General features: G+C 58.0%; 14 protein-coding genes. All 14 read left to right on the top strand.

The features are described 5' to 3' along the window. Positions 1 to 558: 558 nt before the first annotated feature. The gene (gene rpmH / locus AC3Z8Y_RS24490) at positions 559 to 693 is read left to right on the top strand and encodes a 50S ribosomal protein L34 (RefSeq protein WP_002551315.1); all 135 of its coding nucleotides are present in this window, start codon (positions 559 to 561) and stop codon (positions 691 to 693) included. Positions 694 to 710: 17 nt separating this feature from the next. Then, entirely contained in the window at positions 711 to 1,106 is a 396-nt protein-coding gene (rnpA, locus tag AC3Z8Y_RS24485; RefSeq protein ID WP_181111183.1) for a ribonuclease P protein component, read from the top strand. Beyond that, positions 1,099 to 1,344, top strand: a complete 246-nt coding sequence (gene yidD, locus AC3Z8Y_RS24480) for a membrane protein insertion efficiency factor YidD (protein ID WP_490087924.1) — start codon at positions 1,099 to 1,101, stop codon at positions 1,342 to 1,344. The genes rnpA and yidD overlap by 8 nt, the downstream gene beginning before the upstream one ends. A gap of 2 nt (positions 1,345 to 1,346) precedes the next feature. After that, the gene (gene yidC, locus AC3Z8Y_RS24475; protein WP_490087923.1) at positions 1,347 to 3,026 is read left to right on the top strand and encodes a membrane protein insertase YidC; all 1,680 of its coding nucleotides are present in this window, start codon (positions 1,347 to 1,349) and stop codon (positions 3,024 to 3,026) included. Between the two features lie 64 nt (positions 3,027 to 3,090). After that, on the top strand, positions 3,091 to 4,461 hold the full coding sequence (gene mnmE / locus AC3Z8Y_RS24470) for a tRNA uridine-5-carboxymethylaminomethyl(34) synthesis GTPase MnmE (protein WP_490087922.1): 1,371 nt from the start codon (positions 3,091 to 3,093) through the stop codon (positions 4,459 to 4,461). A 440-nt stretch (positions 4,462 to 4,901) separates the two neighbouring features. After that, on the top strand, positions 4,902 to 6,794 hold the full coding sequence (gene mnmG / locus AC3Z8Y_RS24465) for a tRNA uridine-5-carboxymethylaminomethyl(34) synthesis enzyme MnmG (protein ID WP_490087921.1): 1,893 nt from the start codon (positions 4,902 to 4,904) through the stop codon (positions 6,792 to 6,794). Continuing rightward, the gene (gene rsmG / locus AC3Z8Y_RS24460; protein WP_490090083.1) at positions 6,794 to 7,438 is read left to right on the top strand and encodes a 16S rRNA (guanine(527)-N(7))-methyltransferase RsmG; all 645 of its coding nucleotides are present in this window, start codon (positions 6,794 to 6,796) and stop codon (positions 7,436 to 7,438) included. Before mnmG ends, rsmG begins: the two co-directional genes overlap by 1 nt. An 18-nt stretch (positions 7,439 to 7,456) precedes the next feature. Further along, positions 7,457 to 8,248 carry a ParA family protein gene (locus AC3Z8Y_RS24455; RefSeq protein WP_490087920.1) on the top strand — a complete coding sequence of 264 codons (792 nt, stop codon included), beginning with the start codon at positions 7,457 to 7,459 and terminating at the stop codon, positions 8,246 to 8,248. Between the two features lie 9 nt (positions 8,249 to 8,257). Continuing rightward, positions 8,258 to 9,130, top strand: coding sequence for a ParB/RepB/Spo0J family partition protein (locus AC3Z8Y_RS24450; RefSeq protein ID WP_490087919.1), 873 nt, complete (start codon positions 8,258 to 8,260; stop codon positions 9,128 to 9,130). A gap of 147 nt (positions 9,131 to 9,277) precedes the next feature. Further along, positions 9,278 to 9,685, top strand: coding sequence for a F0F1 ATP synthase subunit I (locus AC3Z8Y_RS24445; RefSeq protein WP_490087918.1), 408 nt, complete (start codon positions 9,278 to 9,280; stop codon positions 9,683 to 9,685). 16 nt (positions 9,686 to 9,701) lie between these two features. Beyond that, positions 9,702 to 10,571, top strand: coding sequence for a F0F1 ATP synthase subunit A (gene atpB / locus AC3Z8Y_RS24440; RefSeq protein WP_181111174.1), 870 nt, complete (start codon positions 9,702 to 9,704; stop codon positions 10,569 to 10,571). A 158-nt stretch (positions 10,572 to 10,729) separates the two neighbouring features. Beyond that, positions 10,730 to 10,987, top strand: coding sequence for a F0F1 ATP synthase subunit C (gene atpE / locus AC3Z8Y_RS24435; protein WP_003097235.1), 258 nt, complete (start codon positions 10,730 to 10,732; stop codon positions 10,985 to 10,987). A 54-nt stretch (positions 10,988 to 11,041) separates the two neighbouring features. After that, positions 11,042 to 11,512, top strand: a complete 471-nt coding sequence (locus tag AC3Z8Y_RS24430; RefSeq protein WP_181111173.1) for a F0F1 ATP synthase subunit B — start codon at positions 11,042 to 11,044, stop codon at positions 11,510 to 11,512. 12 nt (positions 11,513 to 11,524) lie between these two features. Continuing rightward, entirely contained in the window at positions 11,525 to 12,061 is a 537-nt protein-coding gene (locus AC3Z8Y_RS24425; RefSeq protein ID WP_181119195.1) for a F0F1 ATP synthase subunit delta, read from the top strand. Positions 12,062 to 12,064 lie beyond the last annotated feature (3 nt).

Here is a 12,064-nt window from a genome sequence, read left to right as displayed (position 1 = left end):
AGGAATCCCCAGAGATAGATAAGCCCGAAGGGCAAAAAAGCGTCGGCCATTGTACCTAGCACCGAGGTAGTTATCCACACCTGCCGCTCGGCGGAGGAAATACCGCCGGACCGCTTGGAAAAAAGCATGAATACCCACCGTCCGGAGCCCTGTGGAAAACGTAGCCGGAGCCCAGTGGGTTAGTAGGGTTCAAACCCTGTTGATAACCCAGCTGTGGATATCTTCTGATTCTATGCACAGGTTCTATCCACAGACTGAACAGGATGCCAGCTGCTTGTGGACAACCTTTGGCAGCTTCCAAAGGTCCCGTTCTATTGGGTGAAATCAGGTTATCCACAAGCAATGGCTTCCTCAAGCTTTATAAGCTCTACAGAAAAGCTTTTTATACGTCCTTCTTTTTATTTCTGTTTCCTGCCCCCGCTCTGACGTGAAGGGCCCTGTAACCATATGTAAGGAAAAGCTGGTCGGAAATTGACCTATGCCCGTGCTTTCAATAGAATCGCCGGTCTCTTGAAAACCGGGCCATTGGGGCCCAGCCGACCAACCAGGTAACTGTCCATGAAACGTACTTTCCAACCCAGCACCATCAAGCGCGCTCGCACCCACGGTTTCCGTGCTCGCATGGCCACCAAGAACGGCCGCGCCGTCCTGTCGCGTCGTCGCGCCAAGGGCCGTAAGCGTCTGGCTGTCTGATTTGCCGGCACAGGTAGGTGAGTCAGGACTTCAGCCGGAGCAAGCGACTGCTTGTTCCGAAGCAATTCAAGGCAGTCTTTGACTCCCCGACCGGCAAGGTCCCGGGGAAGCATCTCCTGATCCTTGCCAAGGATAACCAGCTCGATCATCCACGCCTCGGGCTGGTGATCGGCAAGAAAAGCGTCAAGCTGTCAGTGCAGCGCAACCGTATCAAACGTGTGATCCGTGACTCGTTCCGCCATCACCAGGAATCACTGGCTGGCTGGGATATCGTCATCGTGGCCCGAAAGGGGCTCGGCGACCTCGAGAACACTGAGCTGCATTTGCATTTCGCCAAGCTTTGGAAGCGTCTGGCCCGATCTCGGCCGGCTGCTCACACCGAACCCAAGGAACAGCACAGCCAAGATGCGTAAACTGGTCCTGCTACCGATCCAGTTTTACCGCTATGCCATTAGCCCCCTGATGGCCAGCCATTGCCGTTTCTATCCCAGTTGCTCCTGTTATGCCCATGAAGCCATCAGCCGGTACGGCGTATGGCATGGGAGCTGGCTGACCATACGCCGGCTGGGGCGCTGCCATCCCTGGAATGCTGGCGGTTTCGATCCCGTCCCGTCCGTGTCCACCCTTCGTAATAATTCGAAAGCCGAGTAATCATGGATATAAAACGTACGATCCTGATGGGCGCCCTGGCAGTCGTGGCCTACGTTCTGGTCCTGAAGTGGAATCAGGACTACGGCCAGGCTGCTCTGCCGACCCAGAGCGCAGCGACCCAGGCCGCGATCCCTTCGGATTTACCGCAAGTACCTGGCGCCAACGCAACGACTTCCGATGTGCCGGACACCAACGCACCAGCGGTAGCCGCAGCAACGGCTCCAGCAGCGTCCAGCCAGGAGCTGATCCGGGTCCGCACTGACGTGCTCGACCTCGCCATCGATCCGAAGGGCGGGGATATCGTGCAACTCACACTGCCCCAGTATCCACGGCGGCAGGATCACCCGGAAATTCCTTTCCAGCTGTTCGACAACGGCAGTGAGCGCGTCTATCTGGCCCAAAGCGGCCTGACCGGGGCGAATGGCCCGGACGTTCAGGCCTCCGGCCGCCCGCTCTACACCAGCTCGAGCGCCAGTTATCAACTGGCCGAAGGCCAGGACCAGTTGGTTGTGGACCTCTCGTTCAGCCAGAACAACGTCAGCTACATCAAACGCTTCAGCCTGAAGCGAGGCGAGTACGACCTTACGGTCAGCTACCTGATCGACAACCAGAGCAGTCAGGCCTGGGTGGGCAACCTGTTTGCCCAGCTCAAGCGTGATGCGAGCTCTGATCCCTCCTCGAGCACGGCCACAGGCACCGCCACCTACCTGGGCGCGGCGCTGTGGACAACCTCGGAGCCCTACAAGAAAGTCCCCATGAAGGACATCGACAAGGGCCAGTTCAAGGAAACGGTCCAGGGCGGTTGGGTAGCCTGGTTGCAACACTACTTCGTTACCGCGTGGGTTCCCGCCAGCGGCGACAGCAACAACGTGATGACCCGCAAGGACAGCCAGGGTAACTACATCGTTGGCTTCACTGGCCCGACCATGACCGTAGCGCCCGGCGCCAAGGTCGAGACAACCGCCACGTTGTACGCCGGCCCGAAAATCCAGAACAAGCTGAAGGAGTTGTCCCCAGGCCTGGAACTGACCGTCGACTACGGCTTCCTGTGGTTCATCGCCCAGCCAATCTTCTGGTTGCTCAAGCATATCCACAGCCTGCTGAACAACTGGGGCTGGTCGATCATCTGCCTGACCGTACTGATCAAGCTGTTGTTCTTCCCGCTGTCAGCCGCCAGCTACAAGTCCATGGCGCGCATGCGAGCGGTAGCCCCACGTCTGGCGGCGCTCAAAGAGCAGTTCGGCGACGATCGCCAAAAGATGTCCCAGGCGATGATGGAGCTGTACAAGAAAGAGAAGATCAACCCGCTCGGTGGCTGCTTGCCGATCGTGGTGCAGATGCCTGTATTCCTGGCGCTGTACTGGGTATTGCTTGAAAGCGTGGAAATGCGTCAGGCGCCTTGGATGTTCTGGATTACCGACCTGTCTATCAAGGATCCGTTCTTCATTCTGCCCATCATCATGGGCGCCACCATGTTCATTCAGCAACGACTGAACCCGGCGCCACCGGATCCGATGCAGGCCAAGGTCATGAAGCTGATGCCGATTGTGTTCACCTTCTTCTTCCTGTGGTTCCCGGCGGGGCTTGTGCTGTACTGGATCACCAACAACACGTTGTCGATCCTGCAGCAGTGGTTCATCACCCGCAGCATTGAGCGAGCAAACGCCAACGCTTCGGCTTAAGCCGCTACACTTGTTCGCAAACGCCCCTTGATAGGGGCGTTTTGCATTTTCCAGTGGATAACTCATGAACCTTTCTAAAGACACCATCGCAGCCATTGCCACTGCACAGGGGCGTGGAGGCGTAGGTATCGTCCGTGTGTCCGGTGCCGACGCAAAGCGGATCGCGAACGAGATCCTGCGGCGGCCACTCGTTCCCCGCTATGCACATCATGGCGCCTTCCATGGCGAGCAGGGCGAGGTGGTAGATGAGGGCCTGGCGATCCTGTTCCAGGGACCGAACTCTTTCACAGGGGAAGATGTGCTTGAACTCCACGGCCACGGTGGGCCTGTGGTGCTGGACATGCTGCTGCGGCGCTGCACCGGCCTGGGCTGTCGATTGGCCCGCCCTGGCGAATTCAGCGAACGGGCATTTCTCAACGACAAGCTGGACCTGGCGCAGGCCGAGGCTATCGCCGACCTGATCGAAGCCAGCTCCGAGCAGGCCGCACGCAACGCCGTGCGCTCGTTACAGGGTGCGTTCTCCCAGCGGGTAGAGGCCCTTACCGAAGCCTTGATCCAGCTGCGGATCTATGTGGAAGCGGCGATAGACTTTCCCGAGGAAGAAATCGACTTCCTGGCCGATGGGCTCGTTTTGGCCAGGCTGGAAGCCGTACGCGCTTCTCTGGCCACGGTGCTTTCAGAGGCCAGCCAGGGCGCACTGGTGCGGGAGGGCATGACCTTGGTCATTGCAGGGCGCCCCAACGCGGGGAAGTCCAGCCTGTTGAATCTTCTGGCGGGACGCGAGGCGGCGATCGTTACGGACATCGCAGGCACCACGCGGGACATTCTCAAGGAACATATCCATATCGACGGTATGCCGCTGCATGTCATCGATACCGCGGGGCTGAGAAACACGGGCGACCTTGTAGAGAAGATAGGGGTTGAGCGAGCGCTGAAGGCCATTCAGGACGCCGATCGCATTCTCCTGGTGGTGGATGCCAGTAGCGACTCTGAGGCAGACCCCCACGCGCTCTGGCCTGAGTTCCTGGACACAGCGCCATCACTTGAACGCGTAACCCTCGTGCGTAACAAGGCAGACCTCACGGGTGAACAGCCCGGCCTGCGTATGGCTGCTGATGGCCAGGCCACACTAACCTTGAGCGCATTGGATACCGGCGCAGGCCTGGGCTTGCTTCGAGACCACCTGAAGGCAGTGATGGGTTACGAGCAAACAGCCGAAGGTAGCTTCAGCGCCCGCCGCAGGCACCTGGAAGCGCTCCGTCAGGCGCAACAGTACCTTGATCATGGGCGTAACCAGCTGGTTCATGCCGCAGCCGGCGAGCTGCTGGCGGAAGATTTACGGCTGGCGCAGCAGTGCCTGGGCGAAATCACAGGGGCGTTTACTTCGGATGACCTGCTTGGACGGATTTTCACAAGTTTCTGTATCGGAAAATAGCCCTCGATTCTTTTCAAGCCGACCTAGGGTCGGCTTTTTTTGCCCACAATCTGCAGATGAGCCCTGTGGAAAACCGTACATGAGGGCTCTTCATAACCCTAGGCGAAAACCGTGCACAAAAGCCGGTTGTGGGTAAGTACGGTTTTATACACAGCTTATCTTGGCTTATCACAAACCCCCAGGGGTGCCTATCGACAGTTTTCCACACCTCTGTAAACCCCGCTTCCCAAGGCCTCCAGAGGGTTATCCACAGAAGATGGCCTCACTAAGAATAAACATAAAAACAAAGCTTTTATAAATCTCTCTTCTTTTATGTTTTTGTTAACAACCATTCATCCTCGGCTGGCTATTTTTTGCACAGACGGTTTCATTCACCCGGGCAAATTCCCTATACTGCGCAGCTATCCCAATTACCCATATGAACAGGCACGAGGTGCGTGGTGGATTTCCCTTCCCGTTTTGAAGTGATCGTCATCGGCGGAGGCCATGCCGGTACCGAGGCTGCGCTCGCTTCCGCGCGAATGGGCGCTCGCACGCTATTGCTTACTCACAACGTTGAAACCTTAGGGCAGATGAGCTGCAACCCCGCTATCGGTGGTATTGGCAAGAGCCATCTGGTAAAGGAAATAGACGCGCTAGGCGGAGCCATGGCATTGGCTACCGATAAAGGCGGTATTCAGTTCCGTGTCTTGAACAATCGCAAAGGGCCTGCAGTTCGCGCTACGCGCGCTCAGGCTGATCGCGTTCTGTACAAGGCAGCTGTGCGGGATATCCTGGAAAACCAGCCGAACCTGTGGATATTTCAGCAGGCGTGTGACGACCTGATTGTCGAGGGCGACGAGGTACGAGGAGTTGTCACGCAAATGGGCCTGCGTTTTCTCGCCGATGCAGTAGTACTGACTGCCGGGACCTTCCTGGGTGGCCTTATCCACATCGGGCTTGATAACTACTCAGGTGGCCGAGCCGGTGATCCGCCTTCGATTGCCTTGGCCAAGCGCCTTCGCGAGCTGCCTCTGCGTGTAGGTCGGTTGAAAACCGGCACCCCGCCTCGTATCGATGGGAAGTCTGTGGACTTTTCCGTGATGACCGAGCAGCCAGGCGATACGCCGATCCCCGTCATGTCATTCATGGGCAGTGCCGACATGCATCCGCGGCAAGTGAGCTGCTGGATCACCCATACCAATGCCAAAACCCATGAGATCATCGCGGCAAACCTTGATCGTTCGCCAATGTATTCGGGCGTGATCGAGGGAGTGGGCCCGCGGTACTGCCCGTCTATCGAAGACAAGATCCACAGGTTCGCGGACAAGGACAGCCACCAGGTGTTCATTGAGCCCGAGGGCCTGACCACCCACGAGCTGTACCCGAACGGGATTTCCACTTCCTTGCCATTCGATGTGCAATTGCAAATCGTCCGGTCCATTCGCGGGATGGAAAACGCCCACATCATGCGTCCCGGTTACGCGATCGAGTACGATTACTTTGATCCCCGGGACCTGAAATACAGCCTCGAAACCAAAGCCATCGGTGGGCTGTTCTTCGCTGGCCAGATCAACGGAACCACAGGTTACGAAGAGGCTGGTGCACAAGGGTTGTTGGCGGGAACGAACGCTGCGTTGCGGGCGAAAGGGCAAGAGGCATGGTGCCCCCGGCGCGATGAAGCTTACATCGGGGTATTGGTGGATGACCTGATTACCTTGGGAACCCAGGAACCGTATCGGATGTTTACGTCCCGCGCGGAATACCGGTTGGTCCTTCGCGAAGACAATGCCGACCTGCGATTGACGGAAACGGGCCGCCGTCTGGGCCTGGTCGATGATGCGCGTTGGGCAGCGTTCTGTACGAAGCGGGAGGCGATCGAGCGCGAAGAGCAGCGCCTGAAAAGTACATGGGTGCGCCCGTCTACCCCGGTCGGCGACGCTTTGGCTCAACGCTACGGAACGCCATTGGCCCACGAATACAATCTCTTGAACCTGCTGAGCCGACCAGAAATCGACTACGCCGGCCTGACGGCGCTTACCGGCGCCATCGAAATTGATCCACAAGTGGCCGAACAGGTAGAGATCAAGGTCAAATACGCCGGTTATATCGATCGTCAGCAGGAGGAGATCGAGAAACTCAGAGCTAGCGAAAATGTCCGCTTGCCTGTGGATATCGACTATCCGGGCATCTCTGGCCTGTCGAAGGAAATTCAGTCGAAGCTGTCCCAGGCACGCCCGGAAACGTTAGGCCAGGCCTCGCGTATCCCTGGAGTAACACCGGCGGCCATTTCGCTGTTGATGATTCACCTGAAAAAACGCGGTGCCGTTCGACAAGTGGAGCAAAGTGCTTGATCGATTCGATTACTCTCCAACAACGTGACGAGTTGTCCACAGGTGCTCGCGCCTTGGGCGTAGACCTGACGCTTCAACAGGAAGACCAGCTACTGGCCTATCTGGCCTTGTTGATCAAATGGAACAAGGCGTACAACCTGACGGCGGTGCGTGATCCGGACGAAATGGTATCGCGCCACCTGCTAGACAGTTTGAGCATTGCTGCTTACATCGGTGCAGGCTCACGTTGGCTGGACGTAGGCAGCGGAGGTGGCATGCCCGGGATTCCGCTGGCCATCCTGTACCCTGACAAATACGTGACCACACTGGACAGCAATGGCAAGAAAACCCGCTTCCAGACCCAAGTGAAGCTGGAACTGAAACTGGCCAACCTTGAAGTCATCCACAGCCGCGTGGAAGCTCACAACCCTGAAACTCCCTACGACGGGATTGTTTCAAGGGCGTTTAGCAGCCTCGAGGATTTTGCTACCTGGACCCGTCACCTTGGGGATAACTCAAGCCGCTGGTTGGCCATGAAGGGTCAGCATCCTGTGGACGAACTGGTAGCATTGCCTGCTGACTTTGAAATCGATAGCGCGCATGCTTTGGCCGTGCCAGGTTGCCAGGGCCAAAGGCATCTACTGATATTGCGCCGCAAGGCATGACGGGGAACACGAGCGACAATGGCTAAGGTATTCGCGATCGCGAACCAGAAAGGCGGGGTCGGTAAAACCACGACCTGCATCAACCTCGCGGCTTCACTGGTCGCTACCAAGCGGCGGGTGCTGTTGATCGACCTCGACCCGCAAGGTAATGCCACGATGGGCAGCGGTGTGGATAAGCATGCGCTCGAGCGCTCGGTCTACGATCTGTTGATCGGAGAATGCGATCTCAGCGAAGCCATGCACTTCTCTGAACATGGTGGCTATCAGCTGCTGCCAGCCAACAGAGACCTTACCGCTGCTGAAGTCGTGCTGCTCGAAATGCAGATGAAGGAAAGCCGCCTGCGAAACGCACTGGCGCCTATCCGTGAAAACTACGATTTCATCCTGATCGACTGCCCGCCGTCGCTGTCGATGCTTACCTTGAACGCGCTCGTGGCAGCTGATGGGGTAGTTATCCCCATGCAGTGCGAATACTTTGCGCTCGAGGGCCTTAGTGACCTTGTGGATAACATCAAGCGTATCGGGGCGGCCATCAACCCCGAGCTCAAGATCGAAGGCCTGCTGAGAACCATGTACGATCCGCGGTTGAGCCTGATCAACGATGTCTCTGCCCAGTTGAAAGCGCATTTTGGCGAGCAACTTTACGATACGGTCATCCCACGCAATATTCGCCTCGCTGAAGCACCCAGCTTCGGCATGCCGGCGCTGGCTTACGACAAACAGTCGCGAGGCGCTCTGGCCTATCTCGAATTGGCCAATGAAATGGTTCGCCGTCAACGCCGCAAGGCTCGTACCGCTGCGGCGGTTTAAGGAAATCCAATGGCTGTGAAGAAACGGGGGCTGGGCCGCGGGCTCGACGCGCTGCTCAGCGGCCCCTCGGCCTCGGTGCTTGAAGCCCAGGCGGTTCGGCTGGACGAGAAGGAACTGCAATACCTTCCACTCGATGTGATCCAGCGCGGTAAATACCAGCCTCGCCGTGACATGGACCCCCAGGCCCTTGAGGAGCTGGCTCAGTCCATTCGTGCACAGGGCGTGATGCAACCGATTGTAGTGCGCCCGATTGGCAGCGGCCGCTATGAAATCATTGCAGGTGAGCGGCGATGGCGTGCCAGCCAGCAGGCTGGACAAGAGCGGATCCCGGCGATGGTACGTGAGGTGCCCGACGAAACGGCCATTGCCATGGCGCTGATCGAGAACATTCAGCGCGAGGACCTCAACCCGTTGGAGGAGGCCATCGCGTTACAGCGTTTGCAGCAGGAATTTCAGCTTACCCAGCAGCAGGTTGCCGAAGCGGTAGGCAAATCGCGGGCTACGGTGACCAACCTTCTGCGCTTGATTACGCTGCCTGAGGGCATCAAGACGATGCTGGCGCACGGCGACCTTGAAATGGGTCACGCCAGGGCCTTGCTTGGGCTGCCGGACGAGCGACAGCTTGATGGGGCGCGACATGTTGTCGCACGTGGCCTTACTGTGCGCCAAACCGAGGCACTGGTACGCCAATGGCTCAACACCACAGAGCAGCCTAAAAAAGAGCAGCGCAGCGATCCGGATATTGCCCGGCTGGAACAACGCCTCGCAGAGCGGCTGGGGTCTGCGGTGCAGATTCGGCACGGAGACAAGGGCAAAGGCCAACTGGTGATCCGGTATAACTCGCTGGACGAGCTCCAGGGGGTGCTTGCCCACATTCGCTGAAACAATGAGTTTCAAGCGACCAGTCGGAAAAGCCGAGCCGGTAGTTGAACAGGGGCTGAACCGCCCCTATACTCTGCGCGCATTTTGTCGGCACATTCTATGCCAAGTCGTGGTTTTACGGCGGGCCGGCCTCCAGGAGTCAGAACGATGGAAACCCGCACGCCAAACCGCTTGCCCTTCCATCGGTGGGCTGTATTTCCCGTCCTGCTGGCTCAATGGGTGACATTGCTACTGGCCGCGTTGGTGTTATGGCAGTGGCACGGAGTGGTTAGCGGTTACTCGGGCTTTTGTGGGGGCCTGATCGCTTGGCTACCCAACGTTTATTTCGCGTTCAAGGCGTTCCGCTTCAGCGGCGCCCGAGCAGCACAGGCTATCGTTCGGTCGTTCTACGCCGGCGAAGCAGGAAAACTGATTTTAACGGCAGTGCTGTTTGCACTGGCGTTCGTAGGGGTAAAGCCGCTGGCGCCGTTGGCGCTGTTCGGCGTGTTCCTGTTGATCCAAGGGGTCAACTGGTTCGCACCCTTGCTCATGAGAACAAGATTTTCGAGACCTTAGGGCGTTTGAGGCAACCATGGCAGCAGAAACCGCTTCGGGCTATATACAGCACCACCTTCAAAACCTCACCTTCGGCCAGCTCGCCGACGGTAGCTGGGGCTTCGCCCATAGCGCCGCCGAGGCCAAGGCCATGGGCTTCTGGGCATTCCATGTCGACACGCTCGGCTGGTCCGTTGCCCTGGGCCTGATCTTCGTTCTCCTGTTCCGCCTCGCGGCGCGCAAGGCAACGTCCGGTCAGCCAAGCGGCCTGCAGAACTTCGTGGAAGTTCTGGTCGAATTCGTCGACGGTAGTGTGAAGGACAGCTTCCACGGTCGCAGCCCGGTGATCGCACCGCTCGCTCTGACCATCTTCGCCTGGGTCTTCCTGATGAATGCCATCGACCTCATCCCGGTCGACTGGATTCCGCAGATTGCCGCCAAACTGTCGGGTGATCACGAGATTGCCTTCCGCGCGGTCTCGACGACCGACCCGAATGCGACCCTGGGCATGGCCCTGTCCGTGTTCGCCTTGATCATTTTCTACAGCATCAAGGTCAAGGGGCTGGGCGGTTTCATCGGTGAGCTCACCCTGCACCCGTTCAGCAGCAAGAACACCGCAGTGCAGATCCTGCTGATTCCGGTCAACTTCCTGCTCGAATTCGTAACCCTGATCGCCAAGCCTATTTCGCTGGCGCTCCGGTTGTTCGGCAACATGTATGCCGGCGAGCTGGTGTTCATCCTCATCGCGGTGATGTTCGGTAGCGGCCTGCTCTGGCTCAGTGGCCTGGGCGTGGTGCTGCAATGGGCGTGGGCAGTGTTCCACATCCTGATCATCACCCTGCAAGCGTTCATCTTCATGATGCTGACCATCGTCTACCTGTCGATGGCGCACGAAGATAACCATTAAGGCTCGTCTGGCGCGTCTTATGTCCTTCCCGGGGTTCACCCCCAGGAAGGAGAGCCGCAACCCGGCGCCTGCGTCGAGACGGCTCTTTGAATACTTTGCTTTACCGCTTTAAACCTAAGAAAACCTAACCAATACGACGTAAAAAGTCGGGAGGAAAGATGGAAACTGTAGTTGGTCTGACCGCTATCGCTGTTGCTCTGCTGATCGGCCTGGGCGCACTGGGTACCGCTATCGGCTTCGGCCTGCTGGGCGGCAAGTTCCTGGAAGGCGCTGCTCGCCAACCGGAAATGGTCCCTATGCTGCAAGTTAAAATGTTCATCGTCGCCGGCCTGCTCGACGCCGTGACCATGATCGGTGTTGGTATCGCCCTGTTCTTCACCTTCGCGAACCCCTTCGTTGGTCAGATCGCCGGCTGATCACTCGATTTCGAGTGATTGGTGTGATGTACAACGAACGAGCGAGGTGTTGGCGTGAACATTAATGCAACCCTGATAGGCCAGTCCGTTGCGTTCTTCATTTTCGTGTGGTTCTGCATGAAGTGCGTATGGCCTCCGGTCATCGCGGCTCTGCAGGAACGCCAGAAGAAGATCGCTGATGGTCTGGACGCTGCCAGCCGTGCTGCTCGCGACCTGGAATTGGCCCAAGATAAAGCGGGTCAACAACTGCGCGAAGCCAAGGCACAAGCTGCCGAGATCATCGAGCAGGCCAAGAAGCGTGGCACTCAGATCGTCGACGAAGCCCGTGAACAGGCTCGCGTCGAGGCAGAGCGTGTGAAAGCACAGGCTGTGGCAGAGATCGAGCAGGAACTGAACAGCGCCAAGGATGCCTTGCGTGCCCAAGTGGGCCTGCTGGCTGTCACTGGCGCAGAGAAAATCCTGGGATCGTCTATCGATCAAAACGCGCACGCGGAGCTGGTCAACAAACTGGCCGCTGAAATTTAAGCGAGGGCGATCATGGCAGAACTGACCACGTTGGCCCGACCTTACGCCAAGGCGGCCTTCGAGCATGCCCAGGCCCACCAGCAACTGGCCAATTGGTCAGCCATGCTCGGCCTGGCTGCAGCGGTGTCGGAAGACGGCACCATGCGGCAATTGCTCAAGGCCCCGCGACTGACGAGCGCAGAAAAGGCCGCAGCCTTTATCCAGGTATGCGGTGAGAAGTTTGATGCACAGGCACGTAATTTCATTCACGTTGCCGCGGAAAACGACCGTCTTCTCCTTCTACCGGAGATCTCGGCGCTGTTCGACCTGTACAAGGCCGAACAGGAAAAATCCGTGGATGTGGACGTCACCAGTGCCTTCGCATTGAACCAAGAACAGCAAGACAAACTCGCCAAGGTTCTCAGTGCACGGCTCGGCCGGGAAGTGCGACTGCACGCTGCGGAGGATGCCAGCCTTATTGGTGGTGTCGTCATCCGCGCCGGTGACCTGGTAATCGATGGCTCGGTGCGCGGAAAAATCGCGCAACTTGCCGAAGCACTGAAATCTTGAGTT

It is taken from the genome of Pseudomonas sp. 3MAES_34.3B (assembly GCF_058145875.1).
The sequence above is the reverse complement of the archived record's forward strand: the minus strand, read 5'-3'. Positions and strand labels throughout refer to the sequence as shown.